The sequence below is a fragment of the Bordetella sp. FB-8 genome (assembly GCF_000382185.1).
Classification (GTDB): Bacteria; Pseudomonadota; Gammaproteobacteria; order Burkholderiales; family Burkholderiaceae_B; genus Bordetella.
This window is the reverse complement of sequence record NZ_KB907784.1, coordinates 3,258,980-3,277,900: the sequence shown is the minus strand read 5'-3', so window position 1 is coordinate 3,277,900 and position 18,921 is coordinate 3,258,980. Positions and strand designations below refer to the sequence as shown.

Below are 18,921 nucleotides of genomic sequence, written 5' to 3'. Positions count from 1 at the left end.
CGCATCCGCATACACGACGGAACTCGGAGGATCTATGAGCTATCAGTGGCTGACGCTGTGGGGATATCTGCCCGATTTCATCCGCGCCGGATGGCTGACGCTGCAGGTAACGCTGCTTGCGTTCTGCCTTGCGCTGGTGCTTGGCCTGATCGCGGCGCTCGCAAGTGCGTCGCGGATCCGCACCTTGCGCATTGCAGCCCGCTGCTACATCGAGTTGATCCGCAATACGCCCATCCTCCTGCAAATCTTCATCGTGTTCTTCGGACTGCCGTCGCTCGGACTGCATATGGACGCATATGCGGCCGGCGTGATCGCCTTCGGCGTGAACGTCGGCGCGTACCTGTCCGAAGTGTTCCGGGCAGGCATTCAGGCAGTACCCAAGGGGCAGCTCGAAGCTGCCTCGATCTTGGGGCTGCAGCGTTCGCAGATATTCATCAGCGTCGTGCTGCCGCAGGCCGCGCGCGCGGTGTATCCGGCTATCGTCAACAACCTGATCCAGCTGCTACTCGGCACCTCGCTGCTGTCGAGCATCGCGCTGCCTGAACTGACTGGCACGGCTACCGTAATCAACTCGCGCACGCTGCTTTATTTGCAGACTTTTACCTTCACGCTGGTCTCATACCTGATATTGAGCAACGCGCTGTCCTGGATTGCCGCACAGATAGGCAAACGCTCGTTCCATCCCCCGCTCGTGCTCAGGCAACGCACGCGCAGCCTGCTTGCGCGCCGCCCATCGCGCGCTTGAACCGCTACGGAGATATCACATGTCTACCGCACTGCTCATGGCCAGTCTGTCGACGCTGCTCCAAGGGCTGCTTGTAACGCTGCTGCTGTCGGTCTGCGCCATCGCCGGTGGCACGCTGATCGGGTTGCTTGCGGCAGTGCTGCGGTCCTTCGGGCCGTGGGGCACCTCGACCATTGCAAAACTGTACACGGAACTGTTCCGTGGCACGCCGATCCTGATCACGCTGATGTTCATCTACTTCGGCGTGTCCTATTTCGGCTATTCCATCAATGAATTTGCGGCCGGTGTCATCGGAATGAGTATCTATCAGGGCGCCTATATCTCCGAAATCTTCCGCTCGGGCATCGAGGCGGTGCCGAAAGGGCAATGGGAGGTGTCGCAGATCCTGGGCCTGACCGGAGTGCAGACCTTCTTTTCCGTCGTGCTGCCGCAAACGCGCAAGATCGTGCTGGCGCCGCTCATCGGCCAATACTTGTCCTTGATCAAGGATACGTCCATCGTCAGCATGATCGGACTGTCCGAACTGATGCGTGGCGGCCAGGGCATCGTCGACCGCATCGGCAAGCCTATCGAGATATACGGACTTGTCGCCCTGCTGTACTTCATTGTCTGCTTCCCGCTGTCGCAGTGGGTGCGCCACCACGACCGCAGGAGTCTTTCATGACCGCCCATACTTCCAGCAAGTCCGTCATCACCTTGTCCGGCGTCAGCAAGGCATTCGGCACGACCAGGGTGCTGCAGCAGATCAATCTGGACGTCAGGCAGAGCGAGGTCCTTGTACTGATCGGCGCTTCCGGCTCTGGCAAGAGCACTGTGCTGCGCATCATGGCTGGTCTCGAAACCTCGGATGCCGGCGAGGTATGGGTCAACGACGTACCGCTGCACGACGCGCGCCGCGCCAAGGAAATCCGCGGCCATGTGGGCATGGTGTTTCAGCAATTCAACCTATTTCCGCACAAGACCGCGCTGGGCAATGTGATGCTCGCGCTAATCAAGGCGCGCAAGTTGACGCCGGATCAAGCCAAGCAGCGCGCAATGTCGGCGCTCGATCGGGTCGGCCTGGCTGATCGCGCCGAGCATTATCCTAGCCAGTTGTCGGGCGGCCAGCAGCAGCGCGTCGCGATCGCGCGGTCGCTCGCCGTCGAACCACACATTATGTTTTTCGATGAAGCGACGTCGGCGCTCGATCCGGAACTCGTGGGCGAGGTGACCGAAGTGATGCGCGGCCTGGCGCGCGATGGCATGACTATGGTCGTCGTCACGCACGAAATGGGTTTCGCGCGCAAGACTGCCGACCGCATCGTATTCATGGACAAGGGGGTGATCGCCGAGCAAGGCGAGCCCGAGAACTTTTTTACCAACCCGCAGCAGGACCGCACGCGCCAGTTCCTGCATCGCGTGCTCGATCATTGACGGACTAGACGGATGGCAGCCATACCTAGCGCAGCAAGAGCAAGAGGCGTCGATCGCGTAGTCGATATACTCGACCAGCTGCATGCCGCGCGCCGGCCGATGACGATGCGCGAGCTGATCGACGCGACGGGTGCGCCGCGATCCAGCATCTATGAACTCGTGACCATTCTTACCGAGGCCGGCTGGCTCGAGACGGCCGCCGACGGCGCCGTGTTCTTCGGCCGCGTCATGCACTACTACGGCGCCGACTATGCCCTGCATAACGATTTGATCCGCCGTGCGCACCAGACCATTCTGGATCTCGTGCGCAAATACGACGAGACCACGCAGCTTTGCATTCTCGAAGGCAATAAATACACCGTGGTGCTGTCTGAAACCAGCGGCACCCGGCCGTTCAATGTCAGCTCCGAGATCGGCGTCAAGGTGCCGATTCCGTGGACCGCAACCGGGCGCTTGCTGCTCGGTCACCTGGGCACAGACGAAATACGTGCGCTGATCCCGGCCGACGACTTCGTGCTCGAGAACGGCCAGCGTGTCGGATTCGACGACTTCCTTCGGGATGTCGAACACGCGGCGGCGCAGGGCTATTGCTGCACCGAGGGCCTGTCGCATGCATTCCGCTATTGCATGGCGGCACCGATCATGGGCCGTGCAGGCCAGAGCGTCGCCGCGCTCTGCTTCATGACGAGCCGCGACATCGATCCGCATAAGCGCTCGGCCATGCTCGAGGACTTGATCGAGTCCTCGAAAGCACTGTCGGAACTGTCCGGCCGTTTTTGAGCCGGAATCCGGTCGACGGGGTGGCGCGCAGCCCGGCCTAATCGCGGCCCGGCCTATCGCGGCCCGGCCAATTGGGCCAGATCGCGCACGGCGCCGCGATCGGCCGAGGTGGCCAGGGCCGCATAGGCCTGCAGCGCCAGGGACACCTCGCGCACGCGGTTCTGCGGCTTCCAGGCCTTCTCGCCGCGCGCCTGCATGACGGCGCGGCGCTTGGCCAGCTCGGCGTCGGATACGGCCAAGTGCATGCGGCGGTTGGGGATGTCGATCTCGATGGTGTCGCCGTCCTCGACCAGGCCGATGGCGCCGCCCTGGGCCGCTTCGGGCGAAGCATGGCCGATCACCAGGCCCGAGGAGCCGCCCGAGAAGCGCCCGTCGGTAAACAGAGCGCAGTGTTTGCCCAGGCCTTTGGACTTCAGGTACGAGGTCGGGTAGAGCATTTCCTGCATGCCCGGACCGCCCTTGGGGCCTTCGTAGCGAATCACCACCACGTCGCCCGGCACGACCTTATCGCCCAGGATGCCTTCGACCGCATCGTCCTGGCTTTCGAACACGCGCGCGCGCCCGGTGAAGGTCCATTGCGATTCATCCACGCCGGCTGTTTTTACGATGCACCCTTTCTCGGCCAGGTTGCCGTACAGCACGGCCAGGCCGCCATCCTTGGAGTAAGCGTGTTCCTGGCTGCGGATGCAGCCGGACTTGCGGTCCGCATCCAGCGTGAGGAAGGTCGCGTCCTGGCTGAACGCCACGGTGGTGGGAATGCCGCCGGGCGCGGCGCGGAAGAACTTGCGCGCTTCTTCGTTGCTTTCGTTCGTCACGTCCCACTTGACGATCGCCTGGCCCAGCGTGCCACTATGCACATTACCGCAGGACAGATCCAGCAGGCCCGCGCGCGCCAGCTCGCCCAGGATGCCGATGATGCCCCCGGCGCGGTGCACGTCCTCGATGTGGTACTTGTCGGTGGAGGGGGCCACCTTGCACAGGCAGGGTACGCGCCGCGAGATCCGGTCGATGTCGGCCATGGTGAAGTCCACGCCCCCTTCCTGGGCCGCGGCCAGCAGATGCAGCACCGTGTTGGTCGAGCCACCCATGGCCACGTCCAGCGTCATGGCGTTGGCGAAGGCGCTCTTGGTGGCAATGTTGCGCGGCAGCACCGAGACGTCGTCCTGCTCGTAGTAGCGCCGGCACAGCTCGACCACCAAGCGACCGGCCTCTTCGAACAGACCGCGGCGCCAGGCGTGCGTGGCCACAATGGTGCCGTTGCCCGGCAGCGACAGGCCGATCGCCTCGGTCAGGCAGTTCATGGAGTTGGCCGTGAACATGCCCGAGCACGAGCCGCAGGTGGGGCAGGCGCTGCGCTCATACTCTTCGGCCTGCGCGTCGGTGATGCCCGGATCGGCCGCCTTGATCATGGCATCGATCAGGTCGATCTTGGCGCTCACCTTGCCGCCGGCCGGCGAGGCGATCTTGCCCGCCTCCATCGGCCCGCCCGAGATGAACACCACCGGAATGTTCAGCCGCATGGCGGCCATGAGCATGCCCGGGGTGATCTTGTCGCAGTTCGAGATGCACACCATGGCGTCGGCGCAGTGCGCGTTGACCATGTACTCCACCGAGTCGGCGATCAGTTCGCGCGAGGGCAGCGAATACAGCATGCCGCCATGGCCCATGGCAATACCATCGTCCACCGCAATGGTGTTGAACTCCTTGGCCACCCCACCGGCTGCCTCGATCTGGCGCGCCACCAACTGCCCCAGGTCCTTCAGGTGCACGTGCCCCGGCACAAACTGCGTGAACGAGTTGACCACCGCGATGATCGGCTTGCCAAAGTCCCCGTCCTGCATGCCTGTCGCGCGCCACAGCGCGCGCGCGCCGGCCATGTTGCGTCCGTGCGTGGTGGTACGGGATCGGTAGTGCGGCATAGCGGGGCTCCTCAGGTCGTTTTATGAGCGGCGGGCGGCTCAATTTTCAATCAGATGCAAAGATAATAGACGCCCAGAGATAAGTAAAATATATTATTTATGCTGCATTAAGTTGTTTAGAGTATTAAAGCCATGGACGTTCGACAACTAAGGCATTTTGCCGCCGTAGCGCGCACGCTCCATTTTGGACGAGCCGCCGACTCGCTCGGCATGACGCAGCCGCCTTTGAGCCAGTCCATCATGGCGCTGGAGCAGGAAATCGGCGCCGCGCTTTTCACCCGGACCAAGCGCAGCGTCGCGCTCACACCCCTGGGCGCGCAATGGCTGAGCCACGTCCATGCAGCGCTGGACCACATGGAGGATCTGCCCAAGGTCGCCAAGGGCCTGCGCGACGGCTCCATGGGACGCCTGGACATCTCCTTCGTCAGCACGGCGGACTACAGCATCTTGCCGAAACTGGTCCGGCGCTACACCGCGCTCTTTCCCGATGTCGCGCTTTCGCTGACCGAGGCGACCAGCGACGTGCAGATCGCCGCGCTACTGGAAGGCAAGCGGCATGCGGGACTTGTCATTCCTCCGCAGAATGCGGGACTGCACAAATCGCTGTCTTATATGCCGCTCATCACGGAGCCCTTGATCGTCGCCGTGCCCAGCCGCTGGGTAGAGGAGGGAAGACTCTCCCTCACGGCCCAGCAGCTTGCCCCGCAAGCGGTGGTGGATGCGCCTCTGATCCTTTTTCCCAGGCAAAGCGCACCGGCCTTTCACGACCTGGTGACTGGTTATTGCACCGCGCATGGCGGGCGGGCGCATATCGTCCAGGAAGCGATCCAGATGCAAACCATCATCAGCCTGGTATCGGCCGAAATGGGCGTCGCGTTCGTCCCTGCGTCGCTGCGCAACCTGACACGCACCGGCGTGCGCTACCTCAACCTGGGCGATACGGCTCCGGTCCTGGAGACGGGTGTGGCCTGGCGCCGCGAAGACATCACGCCGACGATCGAACGTTTCCTGGATATTGCGCGCGAAATCGCATCGGCCGGCTGACCTTGTCGTTGCTGCAGGAGCGAATTACCGGATCAACCCCACTTCCTGGATCACCGTAGTCGCAATCTCCTCGATCGATTTGGTCGTCGTCGACATCCACGCGATCCCATCGCGCCGCATCATCCGCTCGGCTTCGTTCACCTCGTAGCGGCACTGCTCGATCGTCGCATACTGACTGTTGGGCCGGCGCTCATTGCGCACCTGGGACAGGCGGTCCGGATCGATGGACAGGCCGAAAAGCTTGTTGCGGTGGGGTTGCAGAGTCTTGGGCAGCGTGATGCGTTCGAAATCGTCCGGCGTAAGCGGAAAATTCGCGGCCTTGATCGCATATTGCATGGCCAGATAGAGGCTGGTCGGCGTCTTGCCGCAGCGCGACACCCCCACCAGAATCACGTCGGCCTCGCCCAACTGGGTGATGAACTGCCCGTCGTCGTGCGAAAGGCTGAAATTGATGGCCTCGATGCGATGCTGGTATTTCTGCGAGTTTGCCGGCATCCACGCGCGGCCAATGACGTGGCTGGACTTCAAGCCGAGCGACTGCTCTATCGGGCCCACGAAGGTACCGATCAGGTCCAGGAACAGCCCGTTGGCCTGGCGCACCACCGCCTGGATGGCCGGGTTTACCAGGGTGCTGAAGACGATGGGCTTGAGGCCGGCCTCCAGGGCGACCTGATCGATGCGCCGGACCACGTCCTCGGCCTTCTCCAGATTGTCGATGAAGGGCATTCGCACCGTGTGGAACTCGACCTCGTCGAACTGCGCCAATACCGAGTGGCTGAAGGTTTCCGCGGTGATGCCGGTACTATCTGAAACGATGAAAACCGAGCGAGGTGTGAGCTTGTCATTCATATGTAAAAATTTCGACGGGATTTGCGGAGCCTAGGGTTTTACCAGGGGTGAGCGGGTACAATCGGTTCCCTGTAAGCAGGCATCCGACAGTCACGACCGAAGCGGCAATCGTAGCAATACGAGCAGCAACAGCGGCATCGCAAGGCCGGTTTGGCCAGCGCATTTTCCGGGGAAATCATGCAGCTCCCCGGCGTGCTGACCAAACTCGCTTTCTTTCCATTGTAAAAGGTGACTTCAATGTCGTATGTCGTTTCATTCGAGCAGCTCCGCATGACGGACGTGGACTCGGTAGGAGGCAAGAACGCATCGCTAGGTGAGATGATCAGTCAGCTGTCCGGCGCCGGAGTCCGTGTGCCGGGCGGCTTCGCGACCACCGCCGAGGCTTTCCGCGACTTTCTCCAGGCTTCCGGCCTGGACCAGCGCATCGCCGAGCGCCTGTCCACGCTCAATCCCGAAGACGTGCGCGAGCTGGCCACGGTCGGCGCGCAGATCCGCCAATGGGTCGTCGAGGCACCATTCTCGCCTGAGTTCGAAAAGGCCATCCGCGATGCTTTCGCCAAGCTCGACGCCGACGGCCAGGGTTCGTTCGCCGTGCGCTCTTCGGCCACCGCCGAAGACCTGCCCGATGCCTCGTTCGCCGGCCAGCAGGAAACCTTTCTGAACGTGGTCGGCATCGACGATGTGCTCGATAAGATTCGCCACGTCTTCGCCTCGCTCTACAACGACCGCGCCATCTCGTATCGCGTGCACAAGGGCTACGAACACGCCGGCGTGGCGCTTTCAGCCGGCATCCAACGCATGGTGCGCTCGGACAAGGGCAGCGCCGGCGTGATGTTCACCATCGACACTGAGTCGGGCTTTGAGGACGTGGTGTTCATCACCTCGTCCTACGGCCTGGGCGAGACCGTGGTGCAGGGCGCCGTTAACCCCGACGAGTTCTACGTCTTCAAGCCTTCCCTGGCCAACGGCCACTACCCCATCGTCAGCCGCCGCATCGGCTCCAAGCTGATCAAGATGGAATTCAACACCGAACGCAAGCCCGGCGAATCGGCCGTACGCACGGTGGACGTACCCGTGTCCGAACGCAACCGCTATTCGCTCACCGACGACGAAGTCTGCGAACTCGCGCGCTATGCCGTCATCATCGAGAAGCACTACGGTCGTCCCATGGACGTGGAATGGGGCCGCGACGGCGTCGACGGCAAGCTCTACATCCTGCAGGCTCGCCCCGAAACCGTAAAATCGCAGCAGGCCAACAGCGATGTGCAGCAGCGCTACCGCCTGAAAGCCACCGGCCAGGTCATCATCACCGGCCGCGCCATTGGCCAGAAGATCGGTTCGGGTCCCGTGCGCATCGTGGCCGATGTGTCGGAGATGGACAAAGTCCAGCCTGGCGACGTATTGGTCACCGACATGACCGATCCCAACTGGGAACCCGTCATGAAGCGTGCTTCGGCCATCATCACCAACCGAGGTGGTCGCACTTGCCACGCGGCGATCATCGCCCGCGAACTGGGCATCCCGGCCGTGGTGGGCACCGGCGAAGGCACCAGCCTGCTCAAGGAAGGCCAGTCGGTCACCGTGTCCTGCGCCGAAGGCGACGAAGGTCGCATCTACGACGGTCTGATCGAGACCGAAGTGGAAGAAGTGCAGCGCGGCGACATGCCCGCGCTGGACCTGAAGATCATGATGAACGTGGGCAACCCGCAGTTGGCCTTCGATTTCGCGCAAATCCCCAACTGCGGCGTCGGCCTGGCCCGCCTGGAATTCATCATCAACAACAATATCGGCATCCATCCCAAGGCCGTGCTCGACTATCCCAACGTCGACAGCGACCTGAAGAAGGCGGTAGAGTCGGCCGCCCGGGGCTACGCCAGCCCACGCGCATTCTTCGTCGAGAAACTGGCCGAAGGCATTGCCACCATCGGCGCGGCGTTCTATCCCAAGTCGGTGATCGTGCGCCTGTCGGACTTCAAGTCCAACGAATACCGCAAGCTGGTGGGCGGCTCGCGCTATGAGCCCGAGGAAGAGAACCCCATGTTGGGCTTTCGCGGCGCCTCGCGCTACATCGCCGACGACTTCGCCGAGTGCTTCAAGATGGAATGCGAAGCCTTGAAGAAAGTGCGTGACCAGATGGGCCTGACCAACGTCGAGATCATGGTGCCCTTCGTGCGCACCGTGAACCAGGCTAAACGCGTCATCGATCTGCTGGCCGCTCATGGCCTCAAACGCGGCGAGAACGGCCTGCGCGTGGTCATGATGTGCGAAGTGCCGACCAACGCCATTCTGGCCGAGCAGTTCCTTGAGCACTTCGATGGATTCTCGATCGGCTCGAACGACATGACCCAGCTCACCCTGGGTCTGGACCGCGACTCGGGCATGGAACTGCTGGCGGCCGACTTCGACGAGCGTGACGAGGCGGTCAAATTCATGCTGCGCCGGGCGATCCAGGCCTGCCTGAAGGCCGGCAAGTATGTGGGCATCTGCGGCCAGGGCCCCAGCGACCATCCCGATTTTGCGCAGTGGCTCAAGGACGAAGGCATCCTGTCCATGTCGCTGAATCCAGACACGGTGGTCGATACCTGGCAGAAGTTGGCGGCTGGTTAAGACAGCCCGAATCTGTAAAAAGGCCGCGATCCCATGCCTCGGAAGTCCGCTTTGCGCTGGATTTACGGGGCATTAGTCTATCCGGCAATTTTTATCTCATTGTGGCCGATTCCCCTCAATGCACGATACATCCGATAGCCCGATCAGACTGCGCCGGATCCGCGGCTTTCACGTCGGCGGAATGCGGCGACATGTCGATGGCTTTCCGGTCGAAACGCGCGCCCGCACTCCTGGCGATGCACCGGTCACCGTCGACATGAACGGCGATCACATGGTCGGACAGTTGTATGCGACGCATTACCAGCAGACGCGCCGCGCCTACGCTTTACCCTTGCTGTTGTGGCATGGCGGCGGTTTGACCGGCGCTTGCTGGGACGAAACGCCCGACGGCCGCCCCGGCTGGCTCGAATACTTTCTGCGCGCCCGGTACGAGGTGGTGGTTTCCGATGCCTTCGAGCGGGGCAGGGCATCGTTTCCGGCCTGCCCGCAGATACTTGCCGACCCGCCCGAGCATCGTTCGCTCAATGCCGTCTGGCATCACTTTCGCTTCGGCGCCGAGGGCGCTTATCCGAGCGGTGCTTCGGCGCGCGATCTGCGCAATGCGGCGTATCCGGGCAGCGAGTTTCCCGTCGAGGCCATCGAGCAGTTCGGGCGTCAGTTCGTGGGCCGTTGGGCGGGTACGCAAGAATACGCGCTGCAAGCCTACGCCGCGCTTTTGCGCGAAACAGGCCCATGCGTGGTGATCGGGCACAGCCAGGGAGCCGCCTATGCGCTGCAGTGCGCGCGGCGCCATCCCGACCTGGTGCGCGCGGTCGTGGCGATCGAGCCAGCGCTCGCGCTCGGCGAACAGCCTGCCGCCGTGCAAGCGCCGCATCTGTTTGTCTGGGGCGATTTCATAGAAGGCGCAAGCCGGGCCTGGGCACACTACCGGGCTGCAGCTGAACGCTACCGGCTGGCCCTGGGCGCGAGCGGCTGCGTTGCCGACGTGCTGGACTTGCCAGCCCAGGGCATCAAGGGCAACAGCCATATGCTCATCATGGACCGCAACAGCCTGTCGATCGCACAGCGCGTTCATGATTGGCTGGCGCGGATAGCGCGGTAGGCCTCGCGCCCGTCAGACGCCGCATCCCGGACGCGGCGTATGCGGCATGCGTTTCAGGCGGTCGCTCGGGACGCGTACAAATCCAGAAATTTCTTCAGCAAGCCGGTTGCCAGGGGCGTGGATTCGAGCGCATTGGCCAGGGCAGGGACGTCAAGACCTTTTCCGCTCAAAACTTGTGCGTTGCGCAGCAGGTATTCGCGCATGAAGTCGGTGCCGAATTCGGGATGAAACTGGCAGGAATACACGCCTGGCGCGTAGCGCAGCAGTTGATGGGGATCGTGGTCGGCCCGCGCGAGAACCGCGCTGCCTTCGGGCGGGCGCGTAACGATCTGGGAATGCATCATCTGGGCGGAAAATCGGTCGGGCAGGCCCGCGGTGAGCGGATCGGCGCCGGTGCGCTCCACGGCACGAGTGCCCAGGGACCGGCCAGCCGGGTTGTAGTCCACATCGCCGCCCAGGGCGTAGGCCAGCAGTTGGTGGCCATAGCAGACGCCGAAGATCGGCAGGCCAGCCGCCACGGCCTCGCGCAGCCACACCGCGGACGCCTCGCTCCAGGGTTCGTGGTCGGTGACCATGGCCGGCGAGCCGGTGATGAGCACCGCCCGATAGGCCGCGGGCGATAGGGGTATTTCGCCCTGGTAGACGGCCACCACGCTGGCCTGGCCGCAACGCAGGCCGGCAGCACGGCACAACTGCTCGGCGTAGCCGCCGTGATGATCCCGGAGCGTATCTTGTGGATCCCCGGTGTGAAGAATGAGGACGGGCAGTAAGGAAGCAGTCATAATAGGCACAGCCATGTGGCTCTTTTGCGGAAAGCATACAACGATGTGGACATGGTTCGGCTTGGCGGTGCTCGCTTTGATCGGCGAACTCCTGACCGGCACTTTCTATCTGCTCCTGATTGCGCTGGGACTGGCGGCGGCGGGCGCCGCGGCCTGGCTTGCGAGTCGGGTCGAATGGCAGCTGGCGATTTTCGGCGTGGTCGCCCTTGCAGGCCTGCTCGTGCTGCGCAAGACGGGCATACTCAAAAAACGCGAAATCGACGCCCAGTGCAATGCCGACGTCAATCTGGACATCGGCCAGCAAGTTGAGGTCTCGGCCTGGCAGGCCGACGGCGCGGCGCAGGTCTGGTACCGCGGCGCCACCTGGCAGGCAGGCCTGACCGAAGGCGAGACGCCGCAGGCCGGCATGCATGTGATCGCCGCCGTGCGCGGCAGCCGCCTGATCCTCACCCGCAAGCACGACTGATCCGCGCCATGGCTTGAGCATGGCGGCCACGTTTCAGGCGCGACGCACGACCCTTTCTTCATTCATCCAACAGAGGCATCCGCGATGTACTTCGATTCTTCCGTATCGGTTCTGCTCATCATCGCCGTCCTGGCGCTGATCATCATTGTCAAATCCATCGCCATCGTGCCGCAGCAGCATGCCTGGGTCGTCGAGCGCCTGGGCCGCTACGACCGCACGCTGTCGCCGGGCGCGGCGCTGGTCCTGCCTTTCATCGAGCGCGTGGCCTACAAACATTCACTCAAGGAAATCCCGCTGGACGTGCCCAGCCAGGTCTGCATCACGCGCGACAACACCCAGCTGCAGGTCGACGGGGTGCTGTACTTCCAAGTCACCGATGCGATGCGGGCCTCCTACGGTTCGTCGAACTACATCAGCGCCATCACGCAGCTGGCGCAGACCACGCTGCGCTCGGTCATCGGCAAGCTTGAACTCGACCGCACTTTCGAAGAGCGTGACGTGATCAACAGCAGCATCGTGGCGGCGCTGGACGAAGCCGCGCTGAACTGGGGCGTGAAGGTGCTGCGCTACGAAATCAAGGACCTGACCCCGCCAGCCGAAATCCTGCGCGCCATGCAGGCGCAGATCACCGCCGAACGCGAGAAGCGCGCGCTGATCGCCGCCTCAGAAGGACGCAGGCAGGAACAGATCAACATCGCCACCGGCGAACGCGAGGCCGCCATTGCCCGCTCGGAAGGCCATAAGCAGGCGCAGATCAACCAAGCGCAGGGCGAGGCTGCGGCCGTGGTGGCCATTGCCGAGGCCACGTCCAAGGCTATCACCCAGGTGGCGCAGGCCATCGAGCAGCCCGGCGGCATGGAAGCGGTCAATCTGAAAGTGGCTGAACGCTATGTCGAGGCGTTCGGCAACGTCGCCAAGCAGGGCAACACGCTCATCCTGCCGGGCAACCTGGCCGACATGGGCGGTTTGATCGCGGCGGCAATGTCCGTGGTGAAAGCGACCGGTCCGAAGGAGCCAGGCCGGCGTGCGTGAACGGATGTTTTTCCGAGTGCGCGCCTCGCAATCGTGCGGGGTCGCCTCGGTGGGGCTAAAGAACGCCGTTTTTCTCGGCTCGATAAAGCTCAGTCATCCCGCCGACTATTGCGGGTATCGTGCTTCATGACCCGCTCGACCTCTCGCTCGGTGTCCTTATCCCGCGCCGTATCCCGCTTGTCGTACAGCTTCTTGCCGCGGCCCAGCGCAAAATCCAGCTTTACGCGGCCGTTCTTGTAATGCAGGTTCAGTGGCACTAGTGTGTAGCCGCGCTGCTCTACCTTGCCGATGAGCTTGCGGATTTCTTCCGCGTGCAGCAGAAGTTTTCTCGTGCGCGTCGCCTCAGGATGGATATGGGTGGACACGGTGGCCAGCGGGCTGACGTGCATGCCAAGCAGGTACAGTTCGCCCTCGCGCACGATCACGTAGCTTTCCTTGAGTTGCACGCGGCCGGCCCGAATGGATTTGACTTCCCATCCTTGCAATGCAATGCCTGCCTCGTAGCGATCCTCGATGAAGTAATCGTGCGAGGCCTTGCGGTTGTCGATGATGCTCATAAGAAAGGATGGTGCAAAGCCGGTAAAATCTTATGATTCTAGCTATTTACCCTGATCGATGCACACAGTTCAGCGTACCGTCCTCGTTCCCTATTCGGCGGCCCAGATGTTCGACCTCGTCGCCGACGTGGACAAGTACCCGGAATTCATGCCCTGGTGTGGCGGCGCGCAGGTGCAATCGCGCAATGAAAACGGCATGCAGGCCTGCGTGCTGATCAGTTTTGCCGGGCTGAAACAGCGTTTCACCACCCGCAATCTGCACGACTACCCCAAGCGCATAGATCTGGAACTGGTCGACGGCCCATTTTCCAGCCTTGCCGGGCATTGGCAATTCCAGGCCCTGGCCGATGACGCCTGCAAGGTGGTCTTCACCCTGGACTACGCTTTTTCCAGCCGTGCGCTGGAAGCCGTGGTGGGGCCGGTATTCAATCGCATCGCCAGCAGCTTCATCGATTCCTTCACCAAGCGCGCGCAGACCAAGTATGGCGAATGACGTGCGACTCGGCGCGTACGTTCGCGTGCAGGTCTGCTATGCCTTGCGCGATAGCGTCTGGCGGTGCGACCTGGAGCTTGCAACGGGCGCTACGGTGGCCCAAGCGCTGACGGCAAGTGGCTTTGCCCGGCGGTTTCCGGGCATCGACGCAGGGACGCTGGGCGTGGGTATCTATGGCAAGCGCGTCGCGCCCAGCGCGGTGCTGGCCGATGGCGACCGCGTGGAGATCTACCGCGCCTTGAATTTCGACCCCAAGGAGTCGCGGCGGCGCCGCGTCGAGCATCGGCGCGCCAAACAAGCGCAGCAGGGCCGGGAACGGCCGCCTGGGCTGCTATAGCTTCCTTGCTTGTTCAGGCTCTGCGCAGCATGTACGGCAGCCATGTTCCCGTCAGCATCGCTTCGGCATGTTCCGCGGCCTAGTGGGCGCGGTAGGGACTCGACGTTCGGCTCAGCTTGCCGCCGTCATACGAATACGAGGCAAAGCACGCATCGTCGTGCGTGGGGAAGCGGGGTATGGCCTGGGCGATTCGTTCTTCCAGGCCGCCGTGGCTGGACAACGGCACGTCATAAAGCGCATTCACACTTTGCCCCTACTACTCGGCCGGCTTGGCTAGGACTCGGATATGTCCGGAAAGGTCAGCGCGCACACTGCGCGCCAGGTGGCAAGGCGTCAGGCGCGCTCGTCGGCGTGCTGTCGGCAGCACGCCTGCGGCCCGCGCACTGGGAGAAAGCCGGATGGGCAGGCACCCGAACAGAGCGAATAAAATGACGCAAACCAAGCGTAAGATGCTCGAAATAAAATTTACGCTAACGTAAGCGGAATATATCCGCATACCCTTCGAGGAAAACAGCGTGGATTTGCAACTTACCGAAGAGCAACTGGCCTTTGCCCAGGCGGCCCGCGACTACGCTCAGGGCGAGCTGGCACCGAATGCAGCGCACTGGGACCAGGAGGGCATCTTCCCCAGGCAGGCCTTCGCGCGAGCCGGCGAATTGGGATTCTGTGGCATGTACGCCAGCCAGGATATCGCAGGCCTGGGCCTGCCGCGCCTTGATGCCTCCCTGGTCTTTGAGGAAATGGCGGCGGTCGATCCTTCCACCACGGCTTTTCTCACGATTCACAATATGGCGACCTGGATGGTGGGGCAGTGGGGCGGGGCCGAGGTCAAGTCGTTCTGGGGAGAAAAGCTGACCGGCGGCGAAAAGCTGGCTTCCTATTGCCTGACCGAACCGGGTGCCGGATCGGATGCCGGCGCACTCACCACACGCGCCGAGCGCGACGCCCAGGGCTATCTCATTTCCGGCGCCAAGGCCTTCATTTCCGGCGCCGGTGATACCGACCTGCTCGTGGTCATGGCCCGCACCGGCGGGCCGGGTCCCGGCGGCATCAGCGCTTTCGCCGTACCGGCAGACAGCGCCGGCATCAGCTATGGCCGCAAGGAAAACAAGATGGGGTGGAACAGCCAGTCCACCCGTCCCGTCACATTCGAGCGCGTTCGCGTGCCTGCCGCCAATCTGCTGGGCCAGGAAGGCGAAGGTTTTCGCATCGCCATGAAGGGTCTGGACGGCGGGCGCATCAATATCGCCACCTGCTCCGTCGGCGCGGCTCAGGGCGCGCTGGATGCCGCGCGACGCTACATGGACGAACGCAGCCAGTTCGGCCACAAGCTGGCCGAATTTCAGGCGCTGCAATTCAAGCTGGCCGACATGGCCACGAATCTGGTCGCCGCCCGGCAGATGGTGCGCCTGGCCGCCTGCAAGCTCGACACGGGCGATACCCAGGCTACCGCCTATTGCGCCATGGCCAAACGCTTCGCCACCGATATCGGTTTCCAGGTCTGTCTTGATGCTCAACAGATACACGGCGGCTACGGTTACTTGAAAGACTACCCGCTCGAGCGTCTGGTGCGCGATACTCGGGTGCATCAGATCCTGGAGGGCACCAACGAGATCATGCGCGTGATCGTTGCCCGACAGTTGCTGGAGAAAGGAGCCGATATTCGATGAGCAGCACGATCACACCCCAGGCCGCGCCGGTCCTTTTCGAGGAACGGTTCAGCAACAACGGCATGAAACTGGGCGTGGCCACGCTCAACCGGCCGCAGACGCTCAACAGCCTGACGCTCGAAATGGTGGACTTGGTGCAGGAGCGCCTGATCGCATGGGCGGCCGATCCGCAAGTGGCCATGGTGATCCTGCAGGGGGCCGGGGAAAAGGCCTTTTGCGCCGGTGGCGATCTGCAAGGCGTCTATCGCAGCATTCAGGAGCATGCCGGCCAGGGGGCTTGGGGCAACCCCTACGCGCGCGCTTTTTTCGAGCGCGAATACCGCCTGGACTATTGCATCCATACTTATCCCAAACCGCTGCTGTGCTGGGGCCGCGGCATCGTCATGGGTGGAGGAATGGGCCTGCTGATGGGTGCCAGCCACCGCGTCATTAGCAGCGATGCGCGCGTGGCGATGCCCGAGATCACCATTGGCCTGTTTCCCGACGTAGGCGGCAGCTGGCTGCTTAACCGCATGACGGGCCGACTGGGCCTTTTCCTGGCGCTGACCGGCGCGCAGTTGAACGCATCGGACGCCATCTATGCTGGCATGGCCGATCACATGCTAGATCCCACCCGTTGGGACGAGCTCTGCCAGGCGCTGCTGGAACAGCCCTGGGCGGGCAACCCGAGCCAAGGCGGGCCGGCTGCGCGTTCCATCAACGAGGGGTTGCTGCGCCGTGCGATCATTGCCTATGCGATGCCGCCGGACGACGTGCCCGGGCCGCTGCGCCTGCATGCATTCATGATCAACGGCCTTTGCGGCGAGACGCGTCTGGACGACATTTACGACGAGATCACGGCACTCGAGCGCCACGACGATCCGTGGCTGTCCCGCGCCGCCAAGACCCTGCTGGCCGGCTCGCCCGGTTCCGCGCGCCTGTCCTACACGCTGCAGCAGAACACCCGGCTGCTTTCGCTCGAAGATGTGTTCCGCATGGAATACATCGTCGCGCTGCAGTGCTGCGCAATGGGAGATCTGGCCGAAGGCATACGCGCGCTGCTCATTGAAAAGGACAAGCAGCCCCGTTGGCGCCCGTCGACGCTGCGCGAAGCCGACGCCGCGTGGGCGCAGCCGTTTTTCGCCGCGCCCTGGCCGCCGGACGTGGAGCATCCGCTGGTCGATCTAGGCAAGTAAGGGGGCCGCCTGTGGGTTGGCCTCGCCGCCGGGATCCAGGGTGTGGCAGGCTGGACTGCGCCAGCGGCCAACCATGCCCAGCACAGGCGAAAACGGATAGAAACCATTTTCACTGCGGTTTACCATCGATGCGATCATGCCGCTAAATGCGGCGTTCCCGCTCTATACTTGCGGCCAATTTCTCCGGCCTCGCGGCCTTCAAGCGCAAGCGCGCACCGACGTCATGCCCGCAAGAGAACATCACCGCATACATCGCATCGGCTGGTTGCGCGCCGCCGTGCTTGGCGCCAACGACGGCATCGTTTCCACCGCCAGCCTGATTGCCGGCGTGGCCGCCGCCCACGCTGATCATGCCACCATCTGGGTCGCGGGCCTGGCGGCCCTGGTGGCCGGCGCCTTGTCGATGGCGGCAGGTGAATATGTCTCGGTACGCAGCCAGGCCGATACCGAGGCGGCCGACCTCAAGATGGAACTAGGCTCGCTCAATCGCAATGCCCAGCAGGAACTGGACGAACTCACGGGCATCTACGTCGAGCGCGGACTCGCCCCCGGACTGGCCCTGCAAGTTGCTACGGCGCTCACCCGCCATAATGCCCTGGACGCGCATGCGCGCGACGAACTGGGCATCTCGGTACACAATCGCGCCCGACCGGTACAGGCCGCGACCGCGTCGGCATTGTCGTTCGCATCGGGCGCGGTGCTTCCTCTGTTGATCGCCATGTTGACACCGCCGCCGCATCTGGTGGCCGTCGTGCTGGTCGGCTCGGTGATCAGCCTGGGTATCCTCGGAGCCATCGCCGCCCGGGCTGGCGGCGCGCCCGTCGGCAGAGCGGTACTGCGCGTCATGATTCTGGGCGCGGCGGCTATTGCTCTGACTGCGGGTATCGGATCGCTATTTGGCGTGCTGGCGTGAAGCCGAGCCTGCCCGGCCGCCGCTTGCATCATCAAAACGCATAAGGCAAGGGCAGCACCCGGATCCTGGGTCCGTCCGCCGAACCCAGGCGCAAGTCGCCCTCGGGCAGGGAAGCCAGCGTCGTTTCAAACAAAAGCGCGGCTCCTGCCGCATCCACCACGCGTCCGCTGGGTTCGTGTGCGTCCCTGGCGTCGTAAACATCGGCGCCTGGCTGTGCGGCTATGCCAGGTTCATCGAGGTGGCCGTAAGCCATGCGCCGCTTGACTGTACCGCGGTAATGGCTGCGGGCCACGACTTCCTGGCCCGGATAGCAGCCCTTGGTGAAGCTGACGCCACCGGCCAACTCCAGGTTGACAGTCTGAGGAATGAACAAATCCTGCGTAGAACCGGCTATCCAGGGCAGGCCGGCTGCCAGGTCGAGGGCCCGCCACGCTTGTTCGTCGCCGCGGCCCAACAGCCGGGCGAGATCCTGGCTAGCTTCGAGCTGCGCCTGCGATGCGATCCACCACCAGCGCGGACCCGCCGAGCCGGGTGCGGCGATCCAGGTGCCGGTGGGCAAATCGGTGCGCTGCCAATCCTGGTCGGGCAGGGCACCGCCCGCGGCAGCCTGCAAAGCCGCGCTCTGCTCGGACGAAGCCTGGACACCGAATGCATTGAGCGTGGTGCTTAGCGACAGCTTGGCCTTGGCCCGCAATACGAACATCGATAAACGCTTGACCAGGGCTTGGGCCAGATCGGCGCGCACCAGGGCATGCCAACGGGCGTCAGTCTCTGTCGGCTCGAGGGGCGCACGCCACATGACCAATGTGGCCAGCAGCCGACCCTTGGCCGTGCAATAGCCCGCCAGGCTGGCGCGGTCTATCGGCAAGCCGGTGACGTCCTGGGTGAGTTGCCCGTGCAAAAAAGCCATGGCGTCCTCGCCTGCGGCCGAAACGATGCGAAAAGCGTCCAGCCCGGCACAGGTCGGCGCGGCGCCGGCTGGCTGGACGGGCAGGCCGTTGTGGAAAAAGATGGATGCGGACATGAGTGCGGACCTA

General features: G+C 63.3%; 20 protein-coding genes. 14 read left to right on the top strand and 6 right to left on the bottom strand.

Translation table 11 applies throughout. The annotated features are described in order from the left end of the window. The first annotated feature begins 34 nt into the window (after positions 1–34). Genes H143_RS0115685 through H143_RS0115670 form a run of 4 tightly spaced genes read left to right on the top strand, consistent with a single transcriptional unit; the run spans position 35 to position 2,938 of the window. Complete coding sequence (locus H143_RS0115685) at positions 35–745, top strand: amino acid ABC transporter permease (RefSeq protein WP_019939214.1); 711 nt, start codon at positions 35–37, stop codon at positions 743–745. A 19-nt stretch (positions 746–764) separates the two neighbouring features. Then, positions 765–1,409, top strand: coding sequence for an amino acid ABC transporter permease (locus H143_RS0115680; protein ID WP_019939213.1), 645 nt, complete (start codon positions 765–767; stop codon positions 1,407–1,409). After that, entirely contained in the window at positions 1,406–2,158 is a 753-nt protein-coding gene (locus tag H143_RS0115675; RefSeq protein ID WP_019939212.1) for an amino acid ABC transporter ATP-binding protein, read from the top strand. Before H143_RS0115680 ends, H143_RS0115675 begins: the two co-directional genes overlap by 4 nt. A 12-nt stretch (positions 2,159–2,170) precedes the next feature. Beyond that, complete coding sequence (locus tag H143_RS0115670) at positions 2,171–2,938, top strand: IclR family transcriptional regulator (RefSeq protein WP_033365541.1); 768 nt, start codon at positions 2,171–2,173, stop codon at positions 2,936–2,938. A gap of 53 nt (positions 2,939–2,991) precedes the next feature. On the opposite strand, the gene ilvD is transcribed toward H143_RS0115670, so the two are convergent. Beyond that, complete coding sequence (ilvD, locus tag H143_RS0115665; RefSeq protein ID WP_019939210.1) at positions 2,992–4,857, bottom strand: dihydroxy-acid dehydratase; 1,866 nt, start codon at positions 4,855–4,857, stop codon at positions 2,992–2,994. A gap of 132 nt (positions 4,858–4,989) precedes the next feature. Between ilvD and H143_RS0115660 the strand changes: the two genes are divergently transcribed. Then, positions 4,990–5,901, top strand: a complete 912-nt coding sequence (locus H143_RS0115660; protein WP_026350129.1) for a LysR family transcriptional regulator — start codon at positions 4,990–4,992, stop codon at positions 5,899–5,901. 24 nt (positions 5,902–5,925) lie between these two features. Here H143_RS0115660 and H143_RS0115655 read toward each other — a convergent pair whose 3' ends face one another. Further along, a complete protein-coding gene (locus H143_RS0115655; RefSeq protein ID WP_019939208.1) occupies positions 5,926–6,750 on the bottom strand; it encodes a pyruvate, water dikinase regulatory protein in 825 nt (274 codons plus the stop codon). Between the two features lie 237 nt (positions 6,751–6,987). Here H143_RS0115655 and ppsA point away from each other — a divergent pair, with 237 nt between their 5' ends. Together ppsA and H143_RS0115645 are read left to right on the top strand one after the other, a co-directional pair. Beyond that, entirely contained in the window at positions 6,988–9,357 is a 2,370-nt protein-coding gene (ppsA, locus tag H143_RS0115650; protein ID WP_026350128.1) for a phosphoenolpyruvate synthase, read from the top strand. Between the two features lie 118 nt (positions 9,358–9,475). Beyond that, positions 9,476–10,459, top strand: coding sequence for an alpha/beta fold hydrolase (locus H143_RS0115645; RefSeq protein ID WP_019939206.1), 984 nt, complete (start codon positions 9,476–9,478; stop codon positions 10,457–10,459). A gap of 53 nt (positions 10,460–10,512) precedes the next feature. Here H143_RS0115645 and H143_RS0115640 read toward each other — a convergent pair whose 3' ends face one another. After that, entirely contained in the window at positions 10,513–11,241 is a 729-nt protein-coding gene (locus H143_RS0115640; RefSeq protein ID WP_019939205.1) for a glutamine amidotransferase, read from the bottom strand. Between the two features lie 43 nt (positions 11,242–11,284). Here H143_RS0115640 and H143_RS0115635 point away from each other — a divergent pair, with 43 nt between their 5' ends. Continuing rightward, complete coding sequence (locus H143_RS0115635; RefSeq protein WP_019939204.1) at positions 11,285–11,707, top strand: NfeD family protein; 423 nt, start codon at positions 11,285–11,287, stop codon at positions 11,705–11,707. Positions 11,708–11,791: 84 nt separating this feature from the next. Next, the gene (locus H143_RS0115630) at positions 11,792–12,739 is read left to right on the top strand and encodes an SPFH domain-containing protein (RefSeq protein ID WP_019939203.1); all 948 of its coding nucleotides are present in this window, start codon (positions 11,792–11,794) and stop codon (positions 12,737–12,739) included. A gap of 89 nt (positions 12,740–12,828) precedes the next feature. Here the strand turns inward: H143_RS0115630 and smpB are convergent, their stop codons facing one another. Then, positions 12,829–13,296 (bottom strand): SsrA-binding protein SmpB, encoded by a 468-nt coding sequence (gene smpB, locus H143_RS0115625; protein WP_019939202.1) that lies wholly within the window; start codon positions 13,294–13,296, stop codon positions 12,829–12,831. Positions 13,297–13,354: 58 nt separating this feature from the next. On the opposite strand from smpB, the gene H143_RS0115620 reads away from it, so the two are divergent. Further along, positions 13,355–13,789 carry a type II toxin-antitoxin system RatA family toxin gene (locus H143_RS0115620; protein WP_019939201.1) on the top strand — a complete coding sequence of 145 codons (435 nt, stop codon included), beginning with the start codon at positions 13,355–13,357 and terminating at the stop codon, positions 13,787–13,789. Next, complete coding sequence (locus tag H143_RS0115615) at positions 13,779–14,126, top strand: RnfH family protein (protein WP_019939200.1); 348 nt, start codon at positions 13,779–13,781, stop codon at positions 14,124–14,126. Before H143_RS0115620 ends, H143_RS0115615 begins: the two co-directional genes overlap by 11 nt. 79 nt (positions 14,127–14,205) lie before the next feature. Here the strand turns inward: H143_RS0115615 and H143_RS22535 are convergent, their stop codons facing one another. Further along, positions 14,206–14,370, bottom strand: a complete 165-nt coding sequence (locus H143_RS22535; RefSeq protein WP_155803412.1) for a hypothetical protein — start codon at positions 14,368–14,370, stop codon at positions 14,206–14,208. Between the two features lie 271 nt (positions 14,371–14,641). On the opposite strand from H143_RS22535, the gene H143_RS0115610 reads away from it, so the two are divergent. From H143_RS0115610 to H143_RS0115600, 3 genes are all read left to right on the top strand, one after another. Continuing rightward, positions 14,642–15,796: an acyl-CoA dehydrogenase family protein gene (locus H143_RS0115610; protein ID WP_019939199.1), complete on the top strand. Its 1,155-nt coding sequence runs from the start codon at positions 14,642–14,644 to the stop codon at positions 15,794–15,796. Continuing rightward, entirely contained in the window at positions 15,793–16,971 is a 1,179-nt protein-coding gene (locus H143_RS0115605) for an enoyl-CoA hydratase/isomerase family protein (protein WP_019939198.1), read from the top strand. Before H143_RS0115610 ends, H143_RS0115605 begins: the two co-directional genes overlap by 4 nt. A gap of 223 nt (positions 16,972–17,194) precedes the next feature. Then, positions 17,195–17,884 carry a VIT family protein gene (locus H143_RS0115600; RefSeq protein ID WP_026350127.1) on the top strand — a complete coding sequence of 230 codons (690 nt, stop codon included), beginning with the start codon at positions 17,195–17,197 and terminating at the stop codon, positions 17,882–17,884. A 31-nt stretch (positions 17,885–17,915) separates the two neighbouring features. Here H143_RS0115600 and H143_RS0115595 read toward each other — a convergent pair whose 3' ends face one another. Next, on the bottom strand, positions 17,916–18,908 hold the full coding sequence (locus H143_RS0115595) for a folate-binding protein YgfZ (RefSeq protein WP_019939196.1): 993 nt from the start codon (positions 18,906–18,908) through the stop codon (positions 17,916–17,918). Positions 18,909–18,921: the final 13 nt, after the last annotated feature.

What these genes read in the sequence shown, in the direction of transcription:
- ilvD (WP_019939210.1), bottom strand. Translation starts at nt 4,857, where the DNA reads ATGCCGCACTACCGATCCCGTACCACCACGCACGGACGCAACATGGCC.
- H143_RS0115670 (WP_033365541.1), top strand. Translation starts at nt 2,171, where the DNA reads ATGGCAGCCATACCTAGCGCAGCAAGAGCAAGAGGCGTCGATCGCGTA.
- ppsA (WP_026350128.1), top strand. Translation starts at nt 6,988, where the DNA reads ATGTCGTATGTCGTTTCATTCGAGCAGCTCCGCATGACGGACGTGGAC.
- H143_RS0115640 (WP_019939205.1), bottom strand. Translation starts at nt 11,241, where the DNA reads ATGACTGCTTCCTTACTGCCCGTCCTCATTCTTCACACCGGGGATCCA.
- H143_RS0115655 (WP_019939208.1), bottom strand. Translation starts at nt 6,750, where the DNA reads ATGAATGACAAGCTCACACCTCGCTCGGTTTTCATCGTTTCAGATAGT.
- H143_RS0115680 (WP_019939213.1), top strand. Translation starts at nt 765, where the DNA reads ATGTCTACCGCACTGCTCATGGCCAGTCTGTCGACGCTGCTCCAAGGG.
- H143_RS0115635 (WP_019939204.1), top strand. Translation starts at nt 11,285, where the DNA reads ATGTGGACATGGTTCGGCTTGGCGGTGCTCGCTTTGATCGGCGAACTC.
- H143_RS0115630 (WP_019939203.1), top strand. Translation starts at nt 11,792, where the DNA reads ATGTACTTCGATTCTTCCGTATCGGTTCTGCTCATCATCGCCGTCCTG.
- H143_RS0115605 (WP_019939198.1), top strand. Translation starts at nt 15,793, where the DNA reads ATGAGCAGCACGATCACACCCCAGGCCGCGCCGGTCCTTTTCGAGGAA.
- H143_RS0115645 (WP_019939206.1), top strand. Translation starts at nt 9,476, where the DNA reads ATGCACGATACATCCGATAGCCCGATCAGACTGCGCCGGATCCGCGGC.
- smpB (WP_019939202.1), bottom strand. Translation starts at nt 13,296, where the DNA reads ATGAGCATCATCGACAACCGCAAGGCCTCGCACGATTACTTCATCGAG.
- H143_RS0115660 (WP_026350129.1), top strand. Translation starts at nt 4,990, where the DNA reads ATGGACGTTCGACAACTAAGGCATTTTGCCGCCGTAGCGCGCACGCTC.
- H143_RS0115685 (WP_019939214.1), top strand. Translation starts at nt 35, where the DNA reads ATGAGCTATCAGTGGCTGACGCTGTGGGGATATCTGCCCGATTTCATC.
- H143_RS0115615 (WP_019939200.1), top strand. Translation starts at nt 13,779, where the DNA reads ATGGCGAATGACGTGCGACTCGGCGCGTACGTTCGCGTGCAGGTCTGC.
- H143_RS0115675 (WP_019939212.1), top strand. Translation starts at nt 1,406, where the DNA reads ATGACCGCCCATACTTCCAGCAAGTCCGTCATCACCTTGTCCGGCGTC.
- H143_RS0115595 (WP_019939196.1), bottom strand. Translation starts at nt 18,908, where the DNA reads ATGTCCGCATCCATCTTTTTCCACAACGGCCTGCCCGTCCAGCCAGCC.
- H143_RS0115600 (WP_026350127.1), top strand. Translation starts at nt 17,195, where the DNA reads ATGCCCGCAAGAGAACATCACCGCATACATCGCATCGGCTGGTTGCGC.
- H143_RS0115620 (WP_019939201.1), top strand. Translation starts at nt 13,355, where the DNA reads ATGCACACAGTTCAGCGTACCGTCCTCGTTCCCTATTCGGCGGCCCAG.